This is a genomic window from Anaeromyxobacter sp. K (assembly GCF_000020805.1).
Lineage (GTDB): Bacteria > Myxococcota > Myxococcia > Myxococcales > Anaeromyxobacteraceae > Anaeromyxobacter > Anaeromyxobacter dehalogenans.
The window spans coordinates 1,626,484-1,652,130 of sequence record NC_011145.1; the positions used below are offsets into that span (position 1 = coordinate 1,626,484).

Below are 25,647 nucleotides of genomic sequence, written 5' to 3' on the forward strand. Positions count from 1 at the left end.
GGGCTCAGGCGGGCGGCGTCCACTCGCCCCGGAGCGCGCGCAGGAAGCGGCGCGCGCCCTCCAGGCCGCCCTCGCCGGGCCCCGCCGCGTGGGTGGGCGCGTCCCCGCGCGGCACCAGGCGGGCGCCGCCATCCTCCTCGAACGCGACCGCCAGGCCGCGTGCGCCCAGCGCGCGGAAGAACGGCTCCCACCCGCACCGCCCGGCCGTGTCGCCGTGGCCGGCGAGGGCCGGCGCGCCGTCGCGCAGGGCAGGGGACAGGTGGGCGCGGCCGGCCCGGTGCAGGATCTCGCCGCGATCGGCGGTGACGGTGGCGGGCATGGGGAAACCTCCACCCACCATCTCGCCGCAGCCGCCCGCCGCGCGCAACCCGCCGGTCGGGGTGCGGGCGCCTGCCCGGCGCGCTAATCACATGCGGTGACCGTCGCCCAGGGTGTCCTCGTGACCGCCGCCTCCGCCGCCGCCGGCCTCGTGAACGCCGTCGCGGGCGGCGGCACGCTGCTCACCTTCCCGGCGCTGCTGCTGGCCGGCCTCTCCCCGGTGACCGCGAACGCCACCAGCACGGTGGCGCTCTGGCCGGGCCAGATCTCCTCGGTGTGGGCCTACCGGCGCCACCTCGACGAGGAGCGCCACCGCGCCATCGTGCTCGGGCTGCCGGCGCTGCTGGGCGGGGCGCTCGGCTCGGTGCTGCTGCTGGCGCTGCCGGAGAAGGCGTTCGCGGCGGTGGTGCCCTGGCTCATCCTGTTCGCCTGCGCGCTGCTCGCGCTCCAGGGGCCCATCCGCCGCGCGGTGGGGCACCAGGTCGCCGGCAACCACCCGGTGGCGCTCTGGACCATCCAGTTCCTCATCTCGATCTACGGCGGCTACTTCGGCGCCGGGATCGGGATCCTCATGCTGGCGGCGATGGGCATCCTGCTGCCGTCCAGCCTGCAGCACGCGAACGCGCTCAAGGTGCTGTTCGCGCTGCTCACGAACGGCGTGGCGTGCGTGCTGTTCCTGGCGTGGGGCAAGGTGGATCCGCCGCTCGCCGCGCTGATGGCGGTCGCGTCGCTGGTCGGCGGCTGGGTGGGCGCGCACGTGGCGCAGCGCCTCCCGCCGGCGGGGATGAAGGCGTTCGCGATCGCGATCGGGCTGTTCGCGGCGGCGAAGTTCTTCTGGTAGCGGCCGCCGCGGCGCCGCCGCTCCACGCATCCGGCCCGCGCCCCGCGCGGCGGGGCGGGCGGGCCTCCGGACGGCGCCGGGCTACGGCGTCGCGCCGGCCGCGGCGGAGAAGTGGATGAGCGCCTCGAGCGCGTTCGTGGTGGTGAGCAGGCCCTGCAGGTCGCCCTGCGCGTTCACCACGAGGACGCCGTTCAGCTTGCGGTCGTGCAGCAGGCGCGCGGCCTCGGCCAGCGGCGTGTCCGGGTGGACGGTGTGCGGCGCCGGGTTCATCGCGGCGCGGACCGGGGTCTTCGAGAGCAGGTAGTGCAGCTCCCACTGGTCGAGGGTGGTCGCCTTCGCCGGCATGTAGCCGAACAGCATCTTCTCCGTCACCAGCCCGACCAGGCGCCCCTGCCGCATCACCGGCAGCCGCCGGATGTTCTTCTCCTTGAGCAGGTGGATCGCCTCGATCACCGAGGACTCGTCCTCGATGGTGATCGGGTTCTTCGTCATCCAGTCGCCGACCGTGAGCTTCGCGTCCGCCATGATCACATCCCCAGGAAGGCCTTCTTGACGTGGGCGTTGTCGAGCAGCTCCGCGCCCGTGCCCGAGAGTACCACCCGTCCCGTCTCCAGCACGTACGCGCGCGTGGAGATGCGGAGCGACTGGTACACGTTCTGCTCCACCAGCAGGATGGTGGTCCCCTGGCGGTTGATCTCCTTGATGATCTCGAAGATGCTCTTCACCAGCAGCGGAGAGAGGCCCAGCGAGGGCTCGTCGAGCAGCAGCAGCTTCGGGTTCGCCATCAGGCCGCGCGCGATGGCGAGCATCTGCTGCTCGCCGCCGGACATGGTGCCGCCGAGCTGCTTCTCGCGCTCCTTCAGGCGCGGGAACAGGGTGAAGGCGCGCTCGATGTTGCGCTCGCGGTCCTTCCGCGTCGCCTTCACGAACGAGCCCATCCGCAGGTTCTCGACCACCGTCATCTCCGGGAAGATGCGGCGGCCCTCCGGCACCTGCACGACGCCCAGCTCCACCACCTCGTGCGACGCCAGCTTGCGCAGGTCGTGGCCCTCGAACGTGATGTGGCCGTGGCCCGGCTTCACCAGGCGCGAGACGTTCTTCAGGATGGTGGACTTCCCGGCGCCGTTCGCGCCGACCACCGTCACGATCTCGCCCTGCTTCACCTCCAGGTCCACGTCCCAGAGGACCTTCAGGTCGCCGTAGGCGAAGGACAGCTTCTCGAGCTTCAGCATCACTCCACCTCCTCGCCCAGGTAGGCGGAGACCACGTCCTTGTTGTTCACGATCTCCTGCGGCACGCCCTCCGCCAGCTTCTCGCCGGAGTTGAGGACCACGATGCGATCGGAGATGCGCATGATGGCCTTCATGTCGTGCTCGATGACCATCTGCGTGAGGCCGCCCTTCCGGAGCTCGAGGATGAGCTGGATGATCTCCTCGGACTCGGCCGGGTTGAGGCCGCCCATCACCTCGTCGAGCAGCAGCAGCTCGGGCTTGGTGGCGAGCACGCGGGCCACCTCGAGCTTCTTCCGCTCGCCGATGGGCAGGCCGCCCGCCAGGAACGCCTCCTTGTGCTCGAGCTTCACGACGTGCAGCTGCTCCAGCGCCACCTGCCGCGCCACCCGCAGGCTGGTGGTGCGCGCCAGCGCGCCCACCATCACGTTGTCGAGCACCGTCATCTTCGCGAGCGGCCGCACCTTCTGCCAGGTGCGCACCATGCCGAGGTGGCACACCTGGTTCGGCTGCAGGCCGTTCATCCGCACGCCCTTGAACAGCACCTCGCCCTTGGACGGCGGATAGAAGCCGGTGATGCAGTTGAACAGCGTGGTCTTGCCGGCGCCGTTCGGGCCGATGAGGCCCATGATCATCCCCTTCTCCATCGTGAAGGAGACGTCGGAGTTGGCGGCGAGGCCGCCGAAGAACTTGGAGACGTGCTTGATCTCGAGGATCGCCATGGCGGTCTCTCCTAGGCCTTGGCCGCGGCGGGCGGGACGTCCTGCGGGCGGCGGCCCCAGCGCGCCGTGACGCGCCGGATGACGCCGAGCACGCCCTCGGGCGCGAACAGGATCACGAGCACCACCAGGATGCCGTACACGAGCAGGTGGGCGTTCGAGAGGTAGCGCTCCACGAACGTCACGAAGCCGGAGTCCGGGGAGAGCACGCCGACCTGCACCAGGCCCTTCGGGTTGCGCAGGATCTCGGAGAGCGGCACCAGCACCACCGCGCCGATCACCGGGCCGACGATGGTCCCGATGCCGCCGATGATGCAGAGCAGGACGATCTGCACCGACACGTCCAGGCCGAACACCGTGTTCGGGTCGATGAACTTCACGAACATGGCGTAGAAGCCGCCGGCCAGCGCGGTGAAGGCGGCCGAGATGGAGAGCGCCACGTTCTTGTAGAAGGACAGGTTGATGCCGAGCGAGTGCGCCGCGTCCTGGTCCTCCCGGATGGCCTGGAAGTAGTAGCCGAGCTTGGAGTGCTGGACGATCCAGTTGACCGCGACGGCCACCACCGCGAGGCCCAGGCCCACGAAGTAGAAGGGCCGCTTGCCGAAGAACATGATCTCGTTGCCGAACAGGTTCAGCGTCGGGATCTCGCCGAGCAGGAACCCCTCGGCGCCGCGGGTGAGGTCCTTGAAGTACAGGGTGGCGAGCCGGATGATCTCGGCGACCGAGATCGAGGCGAGCACGAAGTACGGCCCGCGCAGCCGGAAGGTGATGCTGCCGATCACGAGCGACAGCAGCACCGACGCCGCCATGGCCGCCCACACGCCCCACCACGGCGCGATCTTGTTCACCTCGAGCAGCATCACGGTGACGTACGCGCCCACGCCGAAGTACGCGGCGTGGCCGACCGAGTACTGCCCGGCGTAGCCGCCCACCACGTTCCAGGCCTGGCCCTGGATCACCGCCAGGAACAGCAGCACGCCCATGTGCAGCACGTAGGGCTTCTTCACGAACTGCGGGAAGACCGCCAGCGCGGCGACGACCGCCAGGAACACGAGCAGGCCCACCACCGAGAAGCCGCGGGGGGCGCGGGAGGGGAGGGGAGCGAGGAGTCGGGTGCGCATCGGATCAGGCCCTCGTCTTGCCGAGCAGGCCGGCGGGCTTGAAGAGGAGCAGGGCGAGGAACAGCACGAAGGTGACCAGCTCCTTCAGCCCCGAGGCGATGTAGACGGCGGACAGCGACTCGGCCACGCCGATGATGATGCCGCCCAGCGTGGCGCCGACGACGCTGCCCATGCCGCCGAGCACCACGATCACGAACGCCTTCAGCGTGAAGGCGCTGCCCACCTGCGGGAAGATGTAGTAGGTCGGCGAGATCAGCGCGCCGGCGGTGCCGGCCAGCGCCGAGCCGATCCCGAACGCCAGCACCGACATGCGCCGCACGTTGATCCCCATGAGCTGGGCCGCGTCGCGGTCCTGGGCGGTGGCGCGGATGGCCTGGCCGGTGTCGGTCTTGAGCAGGAACCAGTAGAGCGCGCCGGTGATCGCCACCGTGATGAGGAACGCGTAGAGCAGCGGCTGCGAGATCGAGAGGCCGGCCAGCTTGTAGCTGGAGGACGAGTAGGTGGTGGTCAGGATCCGGTAGTCGGAGGTGAAGATCAGCATCACCGTGTTCGACATGATCAGGCCGAGGCCGATGGTGAGCAGGATCTGGTTCTGCGGCAGCGCGCCGAGCACCCGGTTGACGAAGCTCTTCTGCAGGAACGCGCCCCACAGGAACATCGCGGGCGCGACCAGCACGATCGACAGGAACGGATCGATGTGCAGGCCGGTGAAGGCCAGCCAGGCGAGGTACATGCCGAGCATCAGCAGCTCGCCGTGCGCGAAGTTCGTCACGCGCATCACGCCGAAGATCAACGTGAGCCCGATCCCGATGAGCGCGTAGACGCCGCCCACGAGCAGGCCGCTCAGCACCGACTGCAAGAACACGATCATCGAGGCTCCTCCGCTGGACGCTTCACGCGCCCGCGCGCCGGCAGCGCGCCTTGCATCTCCGGCTCGACGGGGCCCGTCAGGGTACCGAAGCCGAGTTGGGACTTCAACGATCCACGGCCGCCCGGGCCGGAAAAAAGAGAGCCGGGGAGCGGTCGCGCCGCCCCCCGGCTCCGAGCTGCTTCACGCTGCGTGCGCGCGCGGCGCGCGCCGACCTACTTCCAGCCGGGGAACGGGTAGACGGCCTTCTTCTGCGCCGCTTCCTTCGGGTAGACGGTCTCCGACTTGCCGCCCTGGTACTGGATCACCGGCATGACGAGCTTGTTCTGGTTGGTGAAGCCCTCGTAGGTCTCGAAGTCCACCTTGCCCATGATGCCGGTCCACGAGCCGTTCGCGAGCGCGTCGCGGATCTTCTTCCGGTCGCCGCCGTTCTTCGCGGCGGTCTCGCCCACGATCATCATGGCCGCGTAGGCGCAGGCCGCGTGGTACGTCGGCTTCTTGCCGTACTTCGCCTTGTAGCGGTCGGCGAACGCGGTGGCGGCCTTGGAGGACTCGGGCGTCCACTGCGTGACCGAGTAGACCAGGTTGGAGATGTCCTTCTCGCTCTCGAACTGCGCGGTGTCGAAGCCGGCGCCGCCGCCCAGGAACGCCTGGGGCTTCAGGCCCACCTCGCGCGACTGCCGCATGAGCAGGATCGCGTCGGCGACGTAGGAGACCATGAAGACGAGGTCGGGGTTCTGCGCCTTGATCTTCGTGAGCGTGGAGCGGTAGTCGGGCGCGCCCTTCTGGTAGGCCTCGTCCGCCACGATCTTCAGGCCCTTCTTCTGCGCGTAGTCCTTGCCGGCGGTGGCGACCGACGCGCCGAAGTCGGTGGACTCGTAGATGAACGCGATCGACTTCGGCTTGCCGAACGTCAGCGCCGCGTCGATGAGCGACTGCGCGTACTGGTGCGCCGGGGCGTTCAGGCGGAACACCCAGTCGTAGCCCTGCTTGGTGATCTCCTCCTTCGCGGCGGCCGGAACGACCTGCGGGACCTTGTACTGCTGGGCCAGCTTCGCGACGGCGTTCGCGGTGGCGGAGGTGTACGGGCCGACCACGGCGGCGACCTCGTCGCCGGTGGCGAGCTGCTCCATGGCGCTCATCGCCACCTGCGGCTTGCCGGTGTCGTCCTGCTTCACCAGCGTGACGTTCACGCCCTGCTTCTTGAGATCCTCGACGGCCATGTCCACGCCGTTGGTGAGGTTCTCGCCGATGGGCGCCTCGGGGCCGGTGATGGAGTTGATGAAGCCGATCTTCACCTGCGCGCTGCCGGTGCCGGGCAGCGCGAGGGCGAGCGCCGCCACGGCCATCGCGAGCTTCTTCGTCATGATTCGCTCCTGGGTGAAGGGGTGCGCTGAAAACACGAAGGGCGCCCGGGCGTCGCCCGGGCGCCCCTCGATGAGAAGCTAGAACTTCAGCTGCGAGGAGAGGGCGATCTGGGTCGCCTTCTGATCCGCGCCGACGAGGTACTTGGTCTCGACCTGCATCGCCTCCACGCCGAACCGCCAGAACTTGCCAGCGTTCACGAGCACGCCGCCGGCGAGCTGGGTGTTCTCGAAGCGGGTGGCCGCCTGGTTGGCCGGCGCGACGAAACCGAGGTCGCCATCGTCCATCTTGGACTTGCCGTAGCCGATCGTCAGCCACAGCTGCGGCAGCGGCTTCAGGATGCCCTGGGCCCAGTACCCGTCACCCTTCACCTTGGCGTACGGCGGATCCGTCTGGACCGTCGGCGCGCCGATGGTGTTGTAGGTGTCGTCGGCGCCCTTGCCGGTGTAGTACTCGCCCTTCACCTGGAGGAACTGCGTCAGGTTCAGGTCGGCGTCCACGCCGAGCATGTAGCCGTCCACGTCCTTCTGGTCGGGCGTCCCGTAGTTATAGCGGCGCGTCTGCATATGGTAGCCGACGCCCACCGTGCCGCCGATGTCCGGGGCCGCCTTGACGCTGACGGCAGCGCGGGCCTCGAAGTTCGGCGTGCGGGAGCGGTTGCCGTAGCCGTTGTCCACCGGGGTGCCGGCGTCCGCGGGCGACAGCATGGCGGCGGCGAGGCTCAGGCCCACCGCGTCGAACTGGCCGTTGTAGGACAGGCGGATCTGCGGCGCGCGGCGCCACAGGTTGCCGGCCTGCCAGAACAGCGGGTCGGCGACCCACGCCAGCGACTCGGCGAAGAGCGGGTTCACCAGGCCGTACTCCTGGCCGGCGAGGACCGCCCAGTTGCCGTACGGGGTCTTCCAGGTGGCGGTCATCGCCGCGAGGCGGAGCCGCATCAGGCCGTTGTACCAGGTGGTGCTCGCCTGCGGCGCCACGCCGACGTGGCCGGCCTTGAAGTCGAACTCGATCACGCCGGTGAGCGCCGCGCCCGTCCAGTTGTCACCGGACGTCGCGAGCCGCATGCCGACGCGCGACTGGCGCGCGCTCATCAGGAACGCGCCGCCCTCGTTGACCCCGGCCCGCTGCGCCTGGCCCGGGTAGTCCTTGTTCACGAGGGTGTTGCCGTCCCAGTACGCGTTCAGGAGCACGAAGCCGTACGGCGTGACCTTGATGGTCTCCTCAGCCGGCTTCGGGGCCGGAGCCGGCGCAGCCGCCGGGGCGGCCTCCGCAGGCTTTGCGGCCTCGGTCGCCTGAGCGAGCGTCGCGAGAGGCAGCGACAGGGCGAGGCCTGCCACGAACAGCTTCTTCAGAGCCTTCATGCAGTTCCTCCAGAAATCGGAGCGCGGGGTGTGTCCGGACGAATCGAGTTGCAGCCCGGACGGGTGGGAATTTCCTACCACATCAGGCAGACAGCCGAGCGCAGAATTGTTGTTCCGGTCGGCAAATCTTGCACCCGCGCAGGGACTGCGCGTTCGTGCCGCACCCCGTCAAGTGCGCGATCTTCCAGAGGTCCCACGACCTGCTAGCGGCGGAGGCCGATCACCGTCACCGCATCGCCACCCTCGTGCCGATCGCCGGCACGGAAGGCTCCCACGTAAGGGGATGCGGCAAGATGGTCGCGCAGCGCCTGCTTCAGCGCGCCGGTGCCGTGCCCGTGCAGCACCACGCACTCGGCTTCACCGTCGGAGTACATGCGGTCGAGGAAGCGATCGACCTCGCGCAGCAGCTCCTCAACGCGCAGGCCGCGCGCGTCGAGGCGGCGCTCGGCGCTCACCGGCGCGTCCGGCCGCGCCGCGCTGGCCGCCGCGAGCTTCTCCCCGCGCGTGCGAGCGAGCCCCGCGTCGCGCGCCTTGCCGGCGAGCGCCAGCAGGTCCTTCACGGGCCGGCGGATCTTGAGCGGCCCGGCGCGCACCAGCGCGTCCTTGCCGTCCACCTCGACGACCTCGCCCTCCTGCCCGAGCGACAGGATCCGCACCCGCGCGCCCGGCTTCAGCTCGCCCCCGGGCAGCGCCTCCGGGCCCGCCTCGGCGCGGGCGCGCGTCGCCTCCGCGGCCTGCGAGACCGTGGCGTGCCACGCGTCGAGCCGCGCCTTCGACTCGGCCGCCTTCTTCACGCTGGGCTGCGCCTGAAGCTCGGCCATGAGGTCGGCCACCTCGGCGCGCGCCGCCTCGATCTCCTCCGCCAGCGCCGCGCCCATGCGCGCGCCGGCGTCGCGCTCCGCCCGCCGCGCCGCCTCCTCCGCCGCCCGCGCGCGCTGCTCGGCCGCCCGCGCCGCGGCGCGCGCCTCCTCGGCGCCGCGCCGCTCCGCCGCGAGCCGGCCGCGCTCCTCGTCGAGCGCGCGGAGCGCCTCGCCCAGCGCGCCGCCCTGGCCGTGCCGCGCCGCGCGCGCCCGCTCCACCACCGCGGGCGGCAGCCCGACCCGCGCCGCGACCTCGATGGCCGACGAGCTGCCCGGCGCGCCCAGGTGCACCTGGTAGGTGGGCACGAGCCGCTCCGCGTCGAAGCCGACGCGGGCGTTGCCGTAGCGCGCGTCGGTGAGCGCGAGCGCCTTCAGCTCGTCGAGGTGGGTGGTGACGAGCACGGTGGCCCCGCGCTCCACCAGCGCCTCCAGGATGGCCGCGGCGAGCGCGGCGCCCTCGCGCGGATCGGTGTCGGCGGCGATCTCGTCCACCAGGATGAGCGAGCCCGGCACCGCGCCGGCCAGCATGTCCTTCACCGCGGTGAGGTGCGCGGTGAAGGTGGAGAGGTCCTTGGTGAGGTCGCCGCGCTCGTCCACGGCCGCCTTCACCTCCAGGTAGAACGGGAGGCGCGAGCCCTCCGCGGCCGCCACCGGCAGGCCGGCGCGCAGCATGAGCGCGGAGAGGCCCACCGCGGTGATGGCCACGGTCTTCCCGCCGCCGTTCGGGCCCGAGACGATGAGCGCGCGCTGCGGCGGCGAGAGGCGCACGTGGCTCGCCACCACCTTCTTGGCCTGCAGCACCAGCAGCGGGTGGCGGAGCGAGAGCAGCTCGAAGCCGGCCGGCTCCGGGCCCACCTCCGGCGCGTGCGCGTCGAGGTCCGACGCGAGCCGGGCCTCCGCCTCGAGCAGGTCGAGGCGGGCCAGCAGCTGGAGGTCGCGCGCCAGCGCGCCGGCGCCGGCGGTGAGCGCCTGCGACAGCTCGCGGAGGATGCGCTGCTCCTCCTCCGCCGCCATGGCGTTCGCGATGGACAGCTCGTTGCCGAGCTCCACCATCGAGTCCGGCTCGACGAACAGCGTCTGGCCGGACTGCGAGGCGTTGTGGACGATGCCCGGGACCTGCCCGCGCGCGCTCGCCAGCACCGGGAGCACGTAGCGGTCGTTGCGGATGGTGAAGTACCGGTCGCGCAGGTGGCGCTGCATGTCGCCGTCGTCGAGCAGCGCCTCGACCTGGGCCTTCAGGGCGCGGTGCAGCCCGCGCGACCGCTCGCGCGCCGCGGCCAGCGCCGGGCTGGCGCGGTCGGAGATCGACCCGTCCGGCTCGATGGCGCGCTCGATGCGGTCCGCCACCGCCGCGCTCGGGGAGAGCGCCTCGGCGAGCGCCCACAGGCGCGGGACCTCGGCCGCGCGCGGCTCCAGCGTGGACCGGGTGCGGGCGGCGGCGCGGGCGAGCCCGGCGCACTCGCGCAGCGCGAGCGGCTCGAGCACGCCGCCCTTGGCCGCGCGATCGAGGTGCGGCTCCACGTCGGCGACGCCGCCGAGCGGAAGCGAGGTGCCCGCCTCCGAGAGCGCGCGCGCCTCGCCCACGCGCGCCAGCGCCTCGCGGACGGCGGGCGCGTCCGGCAGGAAGGGGAGGGCGGCGGCCTGGCGGCGCCCCGCCGGCAGCCGGCAGCGGCCCGCCAGCGCCTCCAGGATCCGCGGCCAGCCCAGCTCGTTCAGCGTGTCTTCGGCGCGCATGCGGGCCGTGAACTACCGCGCCTGGCGGCGGCGCGCCAGGGCCGGCGCGCGCCGGGGGAAGGGGCGAGCGGTCCCCGGGGTTATCATGCGCGTGATGCGCTCCCTCCCGCTCCTGGTCCTCGCCGCCGTCACCGCCGCGGCCACCGCAGGCTGCACCCCCCGCGCCCGATCCTTCTCGCGGCCGCCCACCACCGCGGCCCCGAGGCCGCAGGCCGCGCCGGCGCCGGTCGCGGCGGCGACCCCGGCCGCGCCCGCGGCCTCCCCCGCGCAGCCCACCCCGGCCGGCGCAGCCGCCTCCGCCACCCCGCCCGCTCCGGCGCCTGCGCCCGCACCGGCGGCCGAGCCCGGCGGCCGGCGCCCGCGCACCGAGGTGCTGGTGGCCCGCGCCGAGGCGCTGCGCGCCGACGGCGACGTGGAGGGCGCGCGCGAGATCCTCGAGGCCGCGTTCGCGCTCGCGACCGCGTCCGGCGAGGCGCGCCTCGCGCTGGCCGATCTGCTGGTGGCGGACGGCCGCGAGCTGGACCGCGCCGCCACGCTCATCGCCGGCGCGCCGGAGGCCGCGGCGGTGCCGCGGCGCCGCGTGCTGGCCGGCCGCCTGGCCGAGCTGCGCGGGGACGACGCCACCGCGGTGGCCGAGTACGCGGCCGCGCTCGACCTGGGCGCCGACGCCGAGGTCCGGGTCCGCCGCGCGCTCGCGCTGGAGCGGCTCGGGCGCGGCGACGAGGCGCTGCTGGAGCTGCACCGGGCCAGCCGCGAGCGGCCCGGGGACGCGCTGGTGCGCGCCCGCCTCGCCGAGCGCTACGAGGCGGCGGGGCTGCTGCCCGCCGCCGAGGCGGAGCTGGTGGCGGCGGCGGAGGCCGCGCCGGAGCGCGCCGCCGGCTGGGACCGGCTGGCGCGCTTCTACGCGCGCACGCACCGCGACGAGAAGGCGCGCGCCGCCGAGGCGAAGGCCCGCGCGGCCGCCGGCACGCGCGAGCGGGTGCTCCGGCCGCTGCTGCCCTCCAGCCGCTGAGCCGGGTGCGCGCCGCGCGCGCTACGCCGGGGGGAGACCGTCCGGTCGCCGGGCCCCGTCCTCGGGGGTCGCCGGCTCGGGCCGCCCCAGGGCGCGATCGAGCACCCAGGCCACGGCCCACGCGCGGGGAACCCCCGCGGCCAGGCTGCCGAGCGCCACACCCCAGGGCGGGGACAGGTAGACCAGGATCAGCAGGCCGCCCGAGAGCACCCAGAACGCGGTGAGCACCCAGGCGAGGGCGCGCCGGCGCCTCGGCGCGTCCTCCAGCGCGACCGCCATGAGCGCCGCGATGGCCCCGTTCACCGCCGACGCGGCCACCGAGACGGTGACCAGGATGGCGGTGCGATCCAACGCCAGGAGATCCCTGAAGAGCTCGGCCGCGTGGTCGAGGAGGAGGTAGGGCGGGGCGATCGCGTGGACCTGCGCGGCGGCCGCGTCGCACGCGAGGTGGACGGCGCCCGCGAGGGCCGCCAGGGCGAGGCCGTGGGCGCGTCGGGGTGGGCCGGGCATCTCGCCGTGTGTAGCAGGTCGGCGCCGCCCCTCGCCACTCGCCCGAGGTCGCCTGGCCGTCCGCGGAACCGGTGTCTAGATTCGTCGCGGAGGACGGAACCCGTGCCGGATCCCGCTGCCCAGCCCGCTCGCCGCCACCTGCGCCTCGCCCCCGCCCCCGGCCCCCGCGGCAGCCCCGAGGGCCGGCTCGCGCTGCTCGCGCGCACGCTCGTCGCCGCGGTGGCGCTCGTCCTCGTGACCGCGCGGGCCTGGCTCGCCGCCGCGCTCGCGCTCTTCCCGCTGCTCTGGCGGCGCGCGCCCCTCGGCCGGCGGGTCACCCCGCTGGCGCGGCGCGAGGCGCGGGTGATCCCGTTCCAGCGCCGCCGCCAGGCGATGCCTCGCTGACGGCGCCCCTCCGCCGGAGGGAGGTGCCCCGTGAAGATCGGCGTCGTCACCGAGTACTACTACCCGAGCGTCGGGGGCATCCAGGAGCACGTCCACCACTTCGCCCGCGAGGCGAGGCGGCTCGGGCACACGGTCCGGATCGTCACCTCGGCCATGCCGGACCTGGGCGACGGCGCGGCCCCGCCGCAGCCCGACGTGATCCGGCTGGGCCGCAGCCTGCCCGCGTACACGAACGGCGGCTTCGGCCGCGTCACCGGCGGCCTGGGCATCCGCGGCGCCGTGCGGGAGGTGCTCGCCCGCGAGCGCTTCGACGTGGTCCACGTGCACGCGCCGCTCACCCCGGTGCTGCCCCTGCTCGCGATCCACCACGCCACCGGGCCCATCGTCGGCACGTTCCACACCAACTTCCGGCCCGGCCTGCTGTTCCGGATGATGCGCGGGCCGCTGCAGCGCTACCTCGATCGCCTCGACGCCGCGGTGGCGGTCTCGCAGGCCTGCCTGGGCGCGTTCCGCGACCGGCTGCACGCCGACTTCCGCATCATCCCGAACGGCGTGGACACCGAGCGGTTCGCCCGCGGGCGCCGCATCCGCCGCTACGACGACGGCAAGCTGAACGTGCTGTTCGTGGGCCGGCTCGAGCCGCGCAACGGCCTCGACCGGCTGCTCGCGGCGTTCCACCGCGCCTGGCGCCAGGTGGGGGCGCGCCTGATCGTTCTGGGCGACGGCCCGCTCCTGCCGCGCTATCGTGCCATGGTGCCGCGCGAGCTGCGGGAGGACGTGGTGTTCGCGGGACGGGTGCTCGACGAGCGCCCGGACTGGTACGCCACCGCCGACGTGTACTGCGCGCCCACGCGCGTGGCGAGCTTCGGAGTGACGCTGCTCGAGGCGATGGCGGCGGGCAAGCCGGTGCTGGCCGCGGACATCGACGGCTTCCGGGAGGTGATGCAGCACGGCCGCGAGGGCGAGCTGCTCTCCGGCGACGATCCCGCCGCCTGGGCCCGGGCGCTGGTGCGCATCGCGCGCGAGCCGGCCCGCGCGCAGGCGTACGGCGAGCGCGGCCGCCTCACCGCCCAGCGCTACGCCTGGCCCTCGGTGACGCGCGAGGTGCTCGGGCTGTACCGCTCCATCGGCGTCCGGGGCTGAGGCGCGCGTGCCGGCCCGCAAGCGGCTCGCGGTGGCGCTGGCGGTGCTCGGGGGCGTGGCGCTGCTCGGGCTGGCGGCGTGGCTGGGGATCCGGGGACGGCCCGGACCCGGCGCGGCGCTCGGGCTCGCCACGGTCGCCGCCGCGCTCGGCGTCCTCCAGGCGCTCTGGGTGCCGTTCGATCTCACCGGCCGGAGCCTGCGGCGCGGGCCGCCGGGGACGCGGGCGGTGGCGCTCACCTTCGACGACGGGCCCTCCGACGACACGCCGGCGGTGCTGGCCGCGCTCGACCGCGCCGGCGTGCGGGCCACGTTCTTCGTGCTGGGCGAGGCGGCGCGCCGCGCGCCGGAGCGGGTCCGCGAGGTCGCGCGCCGCGGGCACCTGGTGGCGCTGCACGGCGACACGCACGCGAAGCTGCTCCTGGCGGGGCCGCGCCGGGTGGCGGCCGAGCTGGATCGCTGCGCCGAGGCCATCCGCGCCGCCGGCGTCGAGCCCGCGCCGCTGTTCCGCGCCCCGCACGGCTTCCGCGGCCCGTTCCTCGGGCCGGCGCTGCGCCGGCGCGGCCTCACGCTGGTGGGCTGGACGCGCGGCGTCTTCGACACCGAGCGCCCGGGCGCCGCCGCCATCGCGGCGCGCGCCAGCCGCCGCATGCGGCCGGGCGAGATCCTGCTGCTGCACGACGGCTGCGCCACGCCCGGGATCGACCCGCGCCGCGACCAGACCGCCGCCGCGGTGCCGGAGATCGTCCGCCGCTGGCGCGAGGCCGGGTACGCGTTCGTGACGCTGGACGCCTTCGCCGCGCCAGGGGCGGCGGAGGGCGGGACGGGCGCCGCCGCGCGGGGAGGGGCGTAGCGGATGGGCGAGCGGCTCGCCGGCCTGCGGTCGCTCGCGCCGGCGCGGCCCGGGAGCCGGACCGCGCTGCACCTCACCGGCCTCGCCGTCGTCGCCGGGCTGGCGGTGCTGGCGGCGCGCCACGTGGACCTGCGCGAGGTCGCCGGCGTGCTCGCCCGGGCCGACCCGCTGCTGCTGCTCGCCGCCGGCGGCGCGAACCTGCTCTCGCTCGCGCTGCACAGCGCGCGCTGGGCCTCGGTGGTGCGCGGGCCCGCGCTGCGGGTGCGCTTCCGCGACGCGTTCTCGGCGGTGGTGTCCGGGTTCGCGCTGTCGCTCGTGATCCCGGCCCGGGCCGGCGACGTGGCCCGCGCCATGCTGCTCTCGCGCCGGTCGGGCGTGCCGGTGGCGTCGCTCCTCACCGCCGCGGCGCTCGACTACGTGGTCGGCGCCGCCACCCTGGTGCCGCTGCTCGCGGCGCTGGCGCTGCTCGGACCGCTGCCCGGCTGGGCGCGCCACGCGCTCCTCGTGTTCGCCGCGGTGGCCGTGGCGGGCGTGCTCCTGGCGCGGCTGCTCCGGCCGCCGCGCGGGCGCGCGCCGGAGCGGGGCGGCGGGGCGGGCCTGCTGGTGCGCCTGCGGGCGGGCCTGGCCGCGGTGCACGATCCGCGCGCGCTCGCCGCGTCGTTCGCGTGGGGCCTGGCCGGCTGGGCGGCCGAGGTGCTCATCGCGCTGTGCGCGCTGGCGGCGGTGGGGCTCGCGCCGTCGCTCTGGGCGGCGGGGCTGGCGGTGGTGGCGTCCACCGCGGCGAACGTGGTGGCGGTGTCGCCCGGGAACGCCGGGCCGTTCGAGGCCGCGGTGGTGCTCGCGCTGGCGGGGGCGGGCGCGCCGCGCGAGGCCGCGCTGGCGTTCGCGCTGCTGTACCACCTGGCGCACCTCGCGCCGGTAGCGCTGGTGGGCGGCGCGATGCTCCTGCGGGAGGCCCGTGCGGCGGGACGGGACGCTCCGACGGGTCCGTAGTACCCTCCGCGCCGGTGACGGCGGAGCGCAAGGCGGCGGGCGGGGAGGAGGCGGGGGCGGCGGACGCCGCCGACGTCGCGGCCGCCCTGCGCGGCGATCGCGCCGCCCAGCGCGCGCTCTACGACCGGTACCGTCCGGCGGTGCACCGGCTGGCGCGCAGCTTCCCGGCGCTCGACGCGGACGACGCCGAGGACGTGGTGCAGGACGCGTTCGTCCGCGCGTTCGCGAGCCTGGCCCGGCTGGAGCAGCCGGCGCGCTTCGGCGGCTGGCTGCTCACCATCGCCCGCAACCGGGCCATCACCCGCATCGCCCGCGGGCGGGCGCGGAGCCAACTCGCCGAGGAGCTGGGGCGCGAGGCCGAGGCGCTGGGGGCGAGCGAGGCCGAGGCCCCGGATCCCGAGGCCGGCGCCGAGCTGGAGCTGGTGCGCCGGGTGGTGGACGAGCTGCCGGAGGGGCCGGAGAAGGAGACGGTCCGGCTCTTCTACCTGGAGGGCCAGCTCACCGCGCGCGAGATCGCGGCCCGGCTGGGCGTGGGCAAGAGCGCGATCACCATGCGGCTCGAGCGGTTCCGGGCCAAGGTGAAGCGTCGGCTGCTGGCCGAGGTGGCCAGGCTGCGGGGTGAGGAGTCCTAGGCACGTGGTCCACCTGACCGAACCCGTCTACGCGAGGCTGATCCGGGGCGAGCTTCCCCCGGACGAGGCGGCAGCCTGGGCGCGCCACCTCGAGTCCGGCTGCGACGCCTGCGAGGCGTTCCTCGCCGCCCGGCCGGGTCCGGACGCGCTCGACGCGCGCGCCGACCGGGCGCTGGCGGCGCTCGGTCCGCCCGGCGCGCCCGGCAACGATCTCGAGTATCGCCGCATCGAGCAGCGCCTCGCCGCCGAGGCCCGGCGCGCCGCGCCCCGCCGCCTCCCGCGCCCCGCGCTCGCGATCGCGGCGGGCGTGGCCGCGGCCGGGCTCGCCGGCCTGTGGCTCGCGAGCCGGGCGCCGGAGCGGCCGGGCCGGCCGGAGTGGACGGGCGAGAAGGGCATGGGCGCGGCGCCGGCCGCGGCTCCGGTGCGGCTGCGCTTCCTCGTGGTCACCCGCGGCGCCGGCGCGCCCTCGGTGGAGAAGGGCGTCTCCGGGCAGCCGGTGCCCGCCGCCGCCAGCCTGCAGTTCGAGGTGGAGCTGGCGCGGGCCGCGCAGGTGGCGCTGGTGCGCGCGGCGCCGGGGCGCCCGCCGGAGGTGTTCTTCCGCGAGTCGCTGCCCGCGGGCCGCACCGTGGTCGCGGTGGACGGCCGGCCGGCGGCGTACCCGCTGGCGGAGCTCTCGGGCCCGCAGCGCTTCGTGGCGATCTCGAGCCCGGCCGCGCTGGACGAGGCCGGGATCGCGCGCGCCGCCGGGCAGGTGGCGGGTGGTGCGCGCATGGAGGCGATCGCTCCGGGCCTGGAGGGGCTTTCGGTGGACGCGGTGGACGTCACGGTGCAATAGGAGGGGCTGCGCCGGCGCGAGGGGTCGCGCCGGGACGGGGGCCACGGGGCGGCCCCCTCGACCGGAGCAACGGCCGGCGGCGGCCGAGGGAACCGCCGGCGGCGAGACGAAGGAGCCCGATGTTCGCGCCGTCCCCCAGCCCGCCACGGCCCGCGGCCGCGCCCGCTCGCGCGCGCCGCGCCTGCGCGCTGCTCGCCGCGGTCGCCTGCCTCGCCCCGCCCGCCGCTCGCGCCGACGATCCCGCCCCGCCCTCGGCGCCTCCCGCCGCGCCGGCCGCGTCCTCGGAGAAGGGCGGGCTCGTCCCGCTCGACCTGCCGCGCGCCAGCGTGGCGGCGGCCCACGCGCCGCGGCGGATCGCGCTGCTCCTCGGCGTGCAGCGCTTCGACGACGCGAGCTGGCGGCCGCTCAGGTACCCCGACGCCGACGCGCGCGCGCTCGGCGAGGCGCTGCGGGATCCGGGCGGGTTCGACGAGGTGCGGGTGCTCACCGGCGCCACGCGCGCCGAGGTGCGCGACGCGCTCCGGGCGCTCGCCTCGTCCGACCGCGACGAGCGCGACACGGTGGTCGTCTACGTCTCCTCGCACGGCACGCTGGCGCGCGACGCGGCCGGCCAGCTCCGGCGCTACCTGGTGGTGCGCGACACCCGGCTCGACGACGTGCCCGGCACCGCGCTCGCCATGGACGAGCTGAACGCCGAGTTCGACCACCTCCGCTCGCGGCGCAAGGTGCTGGTGCTCGCCACCTGCCACTCCGGCGGCGGCAAGTCGCTCCTGCCCGACGAGGTCCGCCGCGAGCTCGAGGCCACCAAGGCCGGGTTCCTGGTGCGGCCCATCGAGGAGGTCTCGCGCGCGAGCACCGTGCTCGCCGCCAGCGACTGGGGCGAGACCGCGCGCGAGGACGAGCGGCTCGGGCACGACATCTACACGTACTTCCTGGTCGAGGCGCTCCGCGCGGGCGCCGACCGCAACGGCGACGGGGCGGTGACCGCCTCGGAGGCGCACGACTACGCCCGCCGCCGGACCTACGCCTACACCGCCGGCCGGCAGCGGCCCAGCGCCGAGTCCACCGAGGTGGGCGCGGATCCCATCGTGCTGGTGGGGCGGGTGGAGCGGAAGGGGAAGCCGGAGCTGTACAGCTACGCGACGCGGCTCGACGGGTTCACGGTCAGCGTGGACGGGCGTCCGCTGGCGGAGCTGCCGGGCGGGGTGGTGCTCGAGCCCGGCCGCAGCCGCGTGCAGCTCGCGAAGGGCGGCGGGCCGGCGCTCCTCGACCGCACCGTCTCGCTCGACCCGGGCGAGCGGGTGGACGTGATGACGCTCCTCGAGCACGCCCAGGGGCGCTGGGAGGCGGCGCCGCGGGTGGCGCTGCTCGCGTTCCTGGACGCGCGCAGCCGGCGCGAGGTGCTCGGGCCCGTCCCCGGCGTCGGCGCGGCGTTCACCGCGCGCGGCTGGCCGGCCCCCTCGCTCTCGCTCCGGCTCGACCTCGTCGGCTCGTTCGGCCGCTCGCGCATCCGGCAGGGCGGGGCCGAGGCCACGTTCGGCTACACCGCGCTCGCGGCCGGCGTCGGCGTGCCCTGGCGATTCGAGCCGGCGGCGCTCCGCGGCGCGGCGCTCCTCGCCGGCCCGCGCCTCTCGCTGCTCTGGCTCGACCGGCGCTTCGACCTCGCGCTCGCGCCGCCCGCGCAGCGCGTGCTGACGTTCACCCCGGGGCTGCTGCTCGGCGCCGCGGTGCCGCTCGGGCGCGGCTTCACCGCGGGCGCGGAGCTGCACGTCGACTGGCTCCTGCTCCGCGTGGACGGGGAGAACCGCTCCACCGGCCTCGCCGAGCTGCTGGTCGGCGCGGGGTATCGCTTCTGATGGGCGCGTGGCCGGCAGCCCGGGCCCCGGGGTCCGACGGACGGAGGTTCCGCCGCATGTCGCGAACGACGCTGGCCGTGCTCCTCGCGCTCACCCTCGGGTGTGGCGGCCTGGACAGCCCTGACCTGTCCACCGGCGAGGTGCAGGGGCGCATCCTGGGGGCGTCCGCCGGCGCCTACGTGTACCCGCTCGGCAGGCCCGACCTGGTGGTCCGCGCCGGCGCCGCCGGCGACTTCGCCTACCGCCTCGCGCTCCCGCGCGGCGGGCACGACCTCGTGCTCTACGACGGCGGCGTCCGCGCGGAGCGGGTGCCGGTCGAGGTCGAGGGCGCGGGGCTGCGCACGGTCGCCGACCGGCGCGGGGAGGGCGCCGTCGGCGCCGCCGCGAAGATGCCGCTCGCCGGCGCGATCCTGGCCGGCGTCCGCGCGGTGGGCGGGGCGCTGCCGCTCGACCCGCGGCTCGAGGTGACCGGCACCGACCCCGGCGCCAGGCTCCCGCTCGGCACCACCACCGCGCTGTTCCAGCCGCTGCCCGCCGGCCGCTACCGGCTCACCGCCGAGATGGTCGGCTTCGTGAAGGGCGGGGCCGACGTGGACGTGGTGGAGGGCGCGAGCACGTCCTACGAGCTCGACCTGCTGGTGGACGACGACGAGGCCGAGAAGGGGTGCGCGGCCACCGGGGGCTGCGAGAGCAGCGCGCTCGAGTGCGAGGACGACGGGCTCTGCCACGACGCGGATCCCTCGGGCAGCGCCTGCGCCTACACCTGCGACGGCGGCGCGCTCTGCCCGGCGGGCCTCGACTGCAGCGGCGGCCAGTGCCTCGCCGACCGCGACTGCGCCACGTACCTGTCGGTCGCGGGCACGCCGTGCGTGAGCGACGACGTCTGCGACGACGCGCTCCACGACGGTTCCTGCCGCCGGCCCTCGGCGGAGCAGCCCGGCTACTGCACCGCGCCCTGCCAGGACGCGACACAGTGCGCCCCGTTCGGCGCCGGCTGGACCTGCGACGGCGGCCTCTGCGCGCCGCCGCCGTGATCGGCGCGGTCGCCCGCAGCGACGCTCCGGGCTCGTCCCTCGACCGGGCCCGGGCGAGCGCGTCGTCGCAGGGCCGCGGAAGGCGCTGCACGCGCGCGCCGCCGCGAGGTACAACGTCGCGAGCCGCCCGGCCCGGGCGCCTCCGCGAGCCCCCCACGCATGAGCCCACGCCGACCGCCGACCCCACCTAAGCGCCCGCGCGCCCCGCGGAACGGCCCGGTCCGCTCCGGGCTCGACGTGCTGGCGGCGCGCCGCTTCGCGCCGCTGCGCGGGCGCGCGGTGGGCCTCGTCTGCAACCCCACCGCGGTCACCTCGCGGCTCGTGCACGCGGCCGACCTGCTGCACGGCGCGCGCGGCGTGCGCCTCGCGGCGCTGTTCGGGCCGGAGCACGGCGTCCGGGGCGACGCGCAGTACATGGCGGCGGTGGAGGGCGACCGCGATCCCCGCACCGGCGTGCCGGTGCACTCGCTCTACGGGGCCACGCCGGCGTCGCTGAAGCCGCGGCCCGAGCACCTGGCGGGCCTGGACGCGCTGGTGTTCGACATCCAGGACGTCGGCACGCGCTTCTACACGTACCAGGCCACCATGATGCTGTGCATGGAGGCGGCCGCCGCGGCGCGGCTCGCGTTCGTGGTGCTCGACCGACCGAACCCCATCGACGGGGTGCGGGTGGAGGGCCCCGCGCTGCGCCCGGGCTTCGAGAGCTTCTGCGGGCTGCACGACCTGGCGGTGCGCCACGGCATGACGGTGGGCGAGCTGGCGCTGCTGTTCCGCGCCGAGCGGCGGCTCGACCTCGAGCTCGAGATCGTGCCGTGCGAGGGGTGGCGGCGCGGGCAGCGCTTCCGCGACACCGGCCTGCCCTGGGTGTTCCCGTCGCCCAACATGCCCACGCCGGAGACCGCGCTGGTCTATCCGGGCATGTGCCTGCTCGAGGGCACCAACCTGTCGGAGGGGCGCGGCACCACCCGGCCGTTCGAGCTGTTCGGCGCGCCCTGGCTGGACGGTGCGCGCCTCGCGGCCGACCTCGCGCGCGACCGGCTCCCGGGCGTGGCCTTCCGTCCGGTGAGCTTCGTGCCGACCTGGGACAAGCACGCCGGGGTCCGCTGCCACGGCGTGGAGCTGCACGTGACCGATCCCGAGCGCTTCCGCCCGTTCCGCACCGGCCTCGCCTGCGTCCTCCGCGCCCGCGCCCAGGATCCGGCCCGGTTCGCCTGGCGCACCGAGCCGTACGAGTTCGTGGCGGACGTCCCGGCGTTCGACCTGCTGTGCGGCTCGGCCCGGGAGCGCGAGGGCATCGAGGCGGGCGCCTCGCCCGCCGAGCTGGCGCGGGCGTTCGCGCCGGAGGAGCGGGCCTTCGCCCGCCGTCGCGCGCCCTTCCTGCGCTATCGCGACCTGCGCTAGCCTTCCCTGGTCCTCTCCCCGGAGCCCACGTGCGCATCGGCCTGGCCAGCGACAGCGACGGCGACGTGGACGCGCTCGTGCGCGCGCTCGACGTGCTGGCGCGCGCCGGCGTGGACCGCGCGTTCTTCCTGGGGCGGCGCCTCGCCGACCTGGAGGCGGCGCTGGCGCGGCGCGCGGCCGCGGGCCCGGATCCGCTGGCCGGGCGGGTGGTGCGCGTGGCGAGCCGCGCCGACCCGGAGCGCGCGGCCGGCGCGCCGGCGAAGGTGATCGATCTCCTGGAGGGCCTGCTCTGCTGCGCGGTGCACGACAAGGCCGAGCTGACCCGCGACGACATCGAGAACGCGACGCTGCTCCTGCACGGGCGCGCCGCGCGCGCCGCGCTGGTGGGGATCGGGCCGCGCTGCTTCGTGGCGCCGGGGCGGGTGCGCGCCGCCGCGGCGGCGCCCGGCACCTCGCCCGAGCCGCCCAGCTGCGCGGTGCTGGAGATCGGGCCGGACGGCTTCGCGCTCACCGTGCACGGCCTCGACGGCGCGGAGCTGCGCCGCGAGCGCGCCGCGGCGACGGGCGGCGGCGGGAGGCTCTCGGTCCGATGAGCGGCGGCCGCGAGATCGCGCTCCTGGGCGGCTCGTTCAACCCGCCGCACGTGGCCCACCTGATGGCCGCGTGGTGGGCCCTCGCCACGCAGGGCGTCTCGGAGGTGTGGCTCCTGCCCACGTTCCGCCACCCGTTCGGCAAGGACCTGGCGCCGTTCGAGGACCGGCTGGAGATGTGCCGCCTCGCCGCGCGGGCGCTGCGCGGCGTGCACGTGTGCGGCGCCGAGGCGGAGCTGGCCGCGGACCCGCTGGTGGGCAAGACCGCCCGCACGCTCGAGCACCTCGCGGCGAAGCACCCCGATCACCGGTTCGCGCTGATCGTCGGCGCGGACATCCTCGCCGAGACCGCGAAGTGGTACCGCTGGGACCGCGTGCAGGCGCTGGCCCGGGTCATCGTGGTGGGGCGCCAGGGCCACCCGCCGGTCCCCGGCGCGCCCGACCTGCCGGCCATCTCCTCCACCGAGATCCGCGCGCGGCTCGCGCGCGGCGAGGACGTGCGCGGCCTCGTGCCGGAGAAGGTGCTGCGCTACGTGGAGGAGAAGGGGCTCTACCGCGGCTGACGCCGCGCGGGGCGCCGGGGCGCGCCGCCCGCGGCCCGCAGCACCGCGTCCGCGCGCGCCCGGTCGAGGCCGCCGCGCGCCGCGATCTCCACCAGCCGCCGGGTGAGCACCCGGTACGCGTCCCGCGCCTCCCCGCGGAGCGCCCGCACCTGGCGCCGGACCACCCCGGCGTCGCCGCGGGAGGCCGGCCCGGTGAGCGCGCCGGGCAGGCCGCGCTCGGCCAGGTTCTCCACCGCGCCGCGCAGGAGCGGCACCAGGGCCGGCAGCGCCTCCGCGGGCGGCGCCCCCGCCCGCGCCCAGGTCTCGGCGGCGAGGTCGGCGAGCGCCATCACCAGGTTCGACGCCATCACCGCCGAGGCGTGGTACAGCGGCCGGCCCGCCGCCGGGACGCGGATGGGCCGCAGGCCCAGGTCGCGCGCGGCGCGCACCAGCAGCCGCCGCGCCGCGGGACCCCCGTCCACCGCCGCCGCCGCGCCCGGCTGGAACGGCCCGCCCGCCAGCGCCTGGAGCGGGTGGAGCGAGCCGGGGAGGGCGCCGCGCCGGCGCGCCGGCTCCAGCACGTCGAGCGTCAGCGCCCCGGCGCCGTGCGCCACCACCTGGCCGCGGGCGAGGTGGGGCACGAGGCCGCGGACCACCTCGTCGATGACCGAGTCCGGGACCGCGAGCAGCACCAGGTCGAAGCCGGCGGCGCGCTCGAGCGGGAGCGGCTCGGCGCCGAGCCGGCGCAGCCGCGTCCGGCCGCGCGCGCTGCGGGCGCTCCCGGCCACCCGCCAGCCGGCGGCGAGGAGGCCGGGGACGAGCGCGGAGGCGAGCCGGCCGGCGCCGAGGACGTAGGCGGAGGGCATGCAGGGAGTGTCCCGCCGCGCGCCGCCGGCGGCAAGGTGGCGCCGGTTCAGGCGCGGGCGAACGCGAGCGCGCCGTCCGCGGCGGTCACCGCCACCGTGTCGCCGGCGACGATCTCGCCGGAGAGGATCCGCTCGGCGAGCGGCGCCTCGACCAGCCGCTGGATGGCGCCGCGCATGGGACGCGCGCCGAGCGCCGGGTCCCAGCCGCCGTGGTCGAGCAGGTGCTCCACCGCGGCGTCGTCCGCCTCGAAGCGGATGCGGCGCTCGCCCTCGAGGCGGCGCGAGGAGTCGGCGAGCAGCAGGCGCGCGATGCGGGCCACCTCGCCGCGCGCCAGCGGCGCGAGCACGAGCCGCTCGTCCAGCCGGTTCCACAGCTCCGGCGGCACCGCGCCCCGGGCGGCCGAGAGCGCGCGGTCCTCGCGCGGCGCGGCCCGGTCGGCGGCGCCGAAGCCCAGGGTGCCGGTGGAGGTCCGGGTGGCCTCGGCGGCGCCGAGGTTGGAGGTGAGCACCACCACGGTGTTGGAGAAGTCCACCAGCCGCCCGCGCCCGTCGGTGAGCCGGCCCTCCTCCAGGATCTGCAGGAGCAGCATCTGCACGTCGCGGTGCGCCTTCTCGATCTCGTCGAGCACCACCACCGACGCCGGCCGGCGGCGGACCGCGTCGGTGAGCTGCCCGCCCTCGCCGTAGCCCACGTAGCCGGGCGCGGCGCCCACCAGCCGCGCCACGCCGGTCTGCTCGGCGCACTCCGTCATGTCGAGCTGCACCAGCGCGTCGGCGGACCCGTACAGCGCGTCGGCGAGCGCGCGGGCCAGCTCGGTCTTGCCCACGCCGGTCGGTCCGAGCAGCAGGAAGGAGCCCATGGGCCGCCGCGAGGCGAACCCGGCGAAGTTGCGCTTCAGCACCCCGGCGACGCGGGCCACCGCGTCGGCGTGCCCGACCACCCGGGCGGCCAGCGCCGCCTCGATTCCCAGGATCCGCTCGCGATCCGAGGCGAGGAGCCGCGACTCGGGGATGCCCGCCATCTTCGCCACCACCTGCGCCACCTCGCGCTCGCCGACCTGCCGCTGGCCGGCGCGGTGCGCGCGCGAGCCGGCCAGGTCGAGCACCGCCACCGCCTTGTCGGGCAGGAAGCGGTCGGTGACGTGGCGGGCGGAGAGCGTGGCGGCGGCCTCCAGCGCCTCCGGCGCGTAGGCCACCTGGTGGTGCTTCTCGTAGCGGGGCGCGAGCCCGCGCAGGATGGTGACGGTGTCGGCCACCGACGGCTCGCGCACCAGCACCGGGGTGAAGCGGCGCTCCAGCGCCGGATCCTTCTCGATGTGCTGGCGGTACTCGTCGTGCGTGGTGGCGCCGATGCAGGGGAACTCGCCGCGGGCCAGCGCCGCCTTCAGCTCGTTGGCGGCGTCCTGCGGCCCCTCGCCGGCGGCGCCCGCGCCCATGAGCGTGTGCACCTCGTCGATGAACACCACCACCCGGCCGCCGGCCTTGCGGACCTCCTCCTTGATGCCGAGGAGCTTCTCGGAGAACGCGCCGCGGAGCTGGGTGCCGGCCACCACGCTCGCCATGTCGATCTCGACCAGGATCCGCTCGCGGGCCTGGCCCGCCGAGGCCAGCAGCCGCTGCGCGATGCCCTCGACGATGGCGGTCTTGCCCACGCCCGGCTCGCCCACCAGCAGCGGGTTGTTGGTGCGGCGCTTGCCGAGGACGTCGATGGCCTCCTCCACCTCGCGCTCGCGCCCGACCAGCGGGTCGAGCTTGCCGGCCGCGGCGAGCTCGGTGAGGTTGCGGCCGAGCTGCGAGAGCCAGGGGAAGACCTTGGGATCGAGCGCGTGCGGGCTGCTGCGGCGCGCCGGGGCCGCGGCCGCCGGGGCGGCGCGGGGCTCGGCGGCGGCGGGCGGGGGCGCCGCGGGCGCCGGGGTCGCGGCGGGGGCGGGGGTGAGCGCCGGGGCCTCGCCGAGCGCGTCCTCCAGGCGGGCGTCGAGGTCGTCCGCGGGCGACGCGTCGGCGCCGCGCCGCGGGGCCGGGGTGGCGGTCGCGCCGGCGGCCGGGCCGACCTTCACCGGCTGGAGCTGGCGGAGCCGGCGGGGCATGCGGGCGGTGAAGTAGGACAGCGCGATGTTGCGCAGCGAGGCGAGCTGCAGCCCGCAGGCGGCGAGCAGCTGGTGGGCGGCGGCGCCGCGGACCCGGCTCATGGCGATGAGCAGGTGCAGGCAGTCCACCTCCTCGGCGCCCACGCCCTCGGCCACGTCCCGCGCGCGCTCGCGGAGGTCGCGCTCGACGCCCTCCGGCTCGCGGGGCGCGCCGGTCATGGCCAGCAGGATGCGGTCCTCGTCGATGCCGCGATCCCGGAGCAGGACCTCCGCGCGGTTGGGCACGGTGAAGAAGGCGAGGAGCTGGTGCGCGCTGGTGAGCTTCTGGTTGACGCTCCGTGCGATGTCCTCGGCCTCGGCCAGGACCTGCAGGAGCTCCATCGACTCGATGACCGTGGCCATTCCCGGGGAGAGTGCGATATCGGCCCGAACGGGTCAAATTTCGGGCCCTTCCAGGCCACGCGGTCCCCGCCGGGGAGCGCGGCACTTTGCCATT

General features: G+C 75.7%; 25 protein-coding genes. 13 read left to right on the top strand and 12 right to left on the bottom strand.

From position 1 onward, the window contains the following. Window positions 1-4 precede the first annotated feature (4 nt). The gene (locus ANAEK_RS07180) at window positions 5-319 is read right to left on the bottom strand and encodes a hypothetical protein (RefSeq protein WP_012525483.1); all 315 of its coding nucleotides are present in this window, start codon (window positions 317-319) and stop codon (window positions 5-7) included. Between the two features lie 96 nt (window positions 320-415). On the opposite strand from ANAEK_RS07180, the gene ANAEK_RS07185 reads away from it, so the two are divergent. Further along, a complete protein-coding gene (locus tag ANAEK_RS07185; protein ID WP_012525484.1) occupies window positions 416-1,159 on the top strand; it encodes a sulfite exporter TauE/SafE family protein in 744 nt (247 codons plus the stop codon). A gap of 81 nt (window positions 1,160-1,240) precedes the next feature. Here the strand turns inward: ANAEK_RS07185 and ANAEK_RS07190 are convergent, their stop codons facing one another. From ANAEK_RS07190 to ANAEK_RS07225, 8 genes are all read right to left on the bottom strand, one after another. Further along, complete coding sequence (locus ANAEK_RS07190; RefSeq protein ID WP_012525485.1) at window positions 1,241-1,684, bottom strand: CBS domain-containing protein; 444 nt, start codon at window positions 1,682-1,684, stop codon at window positions 1,241-1,243. A 2-nt stretch (window positions 1,685-1,686) separates the two neighbouring features. Further along, window positions 1,687-2,391 carry an ABC transporter ATP-binding protein gene (locus tag ANAEK_RS07195; RefSeq protein WP_012525486.1) on the bottom strand — a complete coding sequence of 235 codons (705 nt, stop codon included), beginning with the start codon at window positions 2,389-2,391 and terminating at the stop codon, window positions 1,687-1,689. Then, a complete protein-coding gene (locus tag ANAEK_RS07200; RefSeq protein ID WP_012525487.1) occupies window positions 2,391-3,110 on the bottom strand; it encodes an ABC transporter ATP-binding protein in 720 nt (239 codons plus the stop codon). The genes ANAEK_RS07195 and ANAEK_RS07200 overlap by 1 nt, the downstream gene beginning before the upstream one ends. Window positions 3,111-3,121: 11 nt before the next feature. Further along, window positions 3,122-4,228 carry a branched-chain amino acid ABC transporter permease gene (locus ANAEK_RS07205; RefSeq protein ID WP_012525488.1) on the bottom strand — a complete coding sequence of 369 codons (1,107 nt, stop codon included), beginning with the start codon at window positions 4,226-4,228 and terminating at the stop codon, window positions 3,122-3,124. 4 nt (window positions 4,229-4,232) lie between these two features. Further along, window positions 4,233-5,099 (bottom strand): branched-chain amino acid ABC transporter permease, encoded by an 867-nt coding sequence (locus tag ANAEK_RS07210; protein WP_012525489.1) that lies wholly within the window; start codon window positions 5,097-5,099, stop codon window positions 4,233-4,235. Between the two features lie 212 nt (window positions 5,100-5,311). After that, window positions 5,312-6,463, bottom strand: a complete 1,152-nt coding sequence (locus tag ANAEK_RS07215) for an ABC transporter substrate-binding protein (protein WP_012525490.1) — start codon at window positions 6,461-6,463, stop codon at window positions 5,312-5,314. Window positions 6,464-6,541: 78 nt separating this feature from the next. Further along, window positions 6,542-7,822: a hypothetical protein gene (locus ANAEK_RS07220; protein WP_012525491.1), complete on the bottom strand. Its 1,281-nt coding sequence runs from the start codon at window positions 7,820-7,822 to the stop codon at window positions 6,542-6,544. A gap of 203 nt (window positions 7,823-8,025) precedes the next feature. Beyond that, the gene (locus tag ANAEK_RS07225) at window positions 8,026-10,416 is read right to left on the bottom strand and encodes an endonuclease MutS2 (RefSeq protein ID WP_012525492.1); all 2,391 of its coding nucleotides are present in this window, start codon (window positions 10,414-10,416) and stop codon (window positions 8,026-8,028) included. Between the two features lie 94 nt (window positions 10,417-10,510). Between ANAEK_RS07225 and ANAEK_RS07230 the strand changes: the two genes are divergently transcribed. Further along, on the top strand, window positions 10,511-11,428 hold the full coding sequence (locus ANAEK_RS07230) for a lipopolysaccharide assembly protein LapB (RefSeq protein ID WP_232288393.1): 918 nt from the start codon (window positions 10,511-10,513) through the stop codon (window positions 11,426-11,428). A gap of 21 nt (window positions 11,429-11,449) precedes the next feature. On the opposite strand, the gene ANAEK_RS07235 is transcribed toward ANAEK_RS07230, so the two are convergent. Beyond that, window positions 11,450-11,938: a hypothetical protein gene (locus tag ANAEK_RS07235; protein WP_012525494.1), complete on the bottom strand. Its 489-nt coding sequence runs from the start codon at window positions 11,936-11,938 to the stop codon at window positions 11,450-11,452. Window positions 11,939-12,040: 102 nt separating this feature from the next. Between ANAEK_RS07235 and ANAEK_RS07240 the strand changes: the two genes are divergently transcribed. From ANAEK_RS07240 to nadD, 11 genes are all read left to right on the top strand, one after another. Then, window positions 12,041-12,322 (top strand): hypothetical protein, encoded by a 282-nt coding sequence (locus ANAEK_RS07240; protein ID WP_012525495.1) that lies wholly within the window; start codon window positions 12,041-12,043, stop codon window positions 12,320-12,322. Window positions 12,323-12,352: 30 nt separating this feature from the next. Continuing rightward, entirely contained in the window at window positions 12,353-13,465 is a 1,113-nt protein-coding gene (locus ANAEK_RS07245; protein WP_012525496.1) for a glycosyltransferase family 4 protein, read from the top strand. 7 nt (window positions 13,466-13,472) lie between these two features. Then, window positions 13,473-14,315, top strand: coding sequence for a polysaccharide deacetylase family protein (locus tag ANAEK_RS07250; protein WP_012525497.1), 843 nt, complete (start codon window positions 13,473-13,475; stop codon window positions 14,313-14,315). A gap of 3 nt (window positions 14,316-14,318) precedes the next feature. After that, window positions 14,319-15,308 carry a lysylphosphatidylglycerol synthase transmembrane domain-containing protein gene (locus ANAEK_RS07255; RefSeq protein ID WP_012525498.1) on the top strand — a complete coding sequence of 330 codons (990 nt, stop codon included), beginning with the start codon at window positions 14,319-14,321 and terminating at the stop codon, window positions 15,306-15,308. Window positions 15,309-15,322: 14 nt separating this feature from the next. Beyond that, window positions 15,323-15,940 carry an RNA polymerase sigma factor gene (locus tag ANAEK_RS07260; RefSeq protein ID WP_012525499.1) on the top strand — a complete coding sequence of 206 codons (618 nt, stop codon included), beginning with the start codon at window positions 15,323-15,325 and terminating at the stop codon, window positions 15,938-15,940. Window positions 15,941-15,944: 4 nt separating this feature from the next. Continuing rightward, window positions 15,945-16,775 (top strand): hypothetical protein, encoded by an 831-nt coding sequence (locus ANAEK_RS07265; protein ID WP_012525500.1) that lies wholly within the window; start codon window positions 15,945-15,947, stop codon window positions 16,773-16,775. 119 nt (window positions 16,776-16,894) lie between these two features. Next, on the top strand, window positions 16,895-18,631 hold the full coding sequence (locus ANAEK_RS07270; protein ID WP_012525501.1) for a caspase family protein: 1,737 nt from the start codon (window positions 16,895-16,897) through the stop codon (window positions 18,629-18,631). A gap of 56 nt (window positions 18,632-18,687) precedes the next feature. Continuing rightward, window positions 18,688-19,665 (top strand): hypothetical protein, encoded by a 978-nt coding sequence (locus tag ANAEK_RS07275; RefSeq protein WP_012525502.1) that lies wholly within the window; start codon window positions 18,688-18,690, stop codon window positions 19,663-19,665. A gap of 159 nt (window positions 19,666-19,824) precedes the next feature. Beyond that, on the top strand, window positions 19,825-21,066 hold the full coding sequence (locus tag ANAEK_RS07280; RefSeq protein WP_012525503.1) for an exo-beta-N-acetylmuramidase NamZ domain-containing protein: 1,242 nt from the start codon (window positions 19,825-19,827) through the stop codon (window positions 21,064-21,066). A 29-nt stretch (window positions 21,067-21,095) separates the two neighbouring features. Then, the gene (locus ANAEK_RS07285) at window positions 21,096-21,659 is read left to right on the top strand and encodes a hypothetical protein (RefSeq protein WP_012525504.1); all 564 of its coding nucleotides are present in this window, start codon (window positions 21,096-21,098) and stop codon (window positions 21,657-21,659) included. Next, window positions 21,656-22,219 carry a nicotinate (nicotinamide) nucleotide adenylyltransferase gene (gene nadD / locus ANAEK_RS07290; protein WP_012525505.1) on the top strand — a complete coding sequence of 188 codons (564 nt, stop codon included), beginning with the start codon at window positions 21,656-21,658 and terminating at the stop codon, window positions 22,217-22,219. Before ANAEK_RS07285 ends, nadD begins: the two co-directional genes overlap by 4 nt. Here the strand turns inward: nadD and ANAEK_RS07295 are convergent. Together ANAEK_RS07295 and ANAEK_RS07300 are read right to left on the bottom strand one after the other, a co-directional pair. After that, window positions 22,207-23,064 (bottom strand): Rossmann-like and DUF2520 domain-containing protein, encoded by an 858-nt coding sequence (locus ANAEK_RS07295; RefSeq protein WP_012525506.1) that lies wholly within the window; start codon window positions 23,062-23,064, stop codon window positions 22,207-22,209. The two genes, nadD and ANAEK_RS07295, sit on opposite strands and share 13 nt — an antisense overlap. Window positions 23,065-23,111: 47 nt before the next feature. Beyond that, entirely contained in the window at window positions 23,112-25,553 is a 2,442-nt protein-coding gene (locus tag ANAEK_RS07300) for an AAA family ATPase (protein WP_012525507.1), read from the bottom strand. Between the last annotated feature and the right edge of the window lie 94 nt (window positions 25,554-25,647).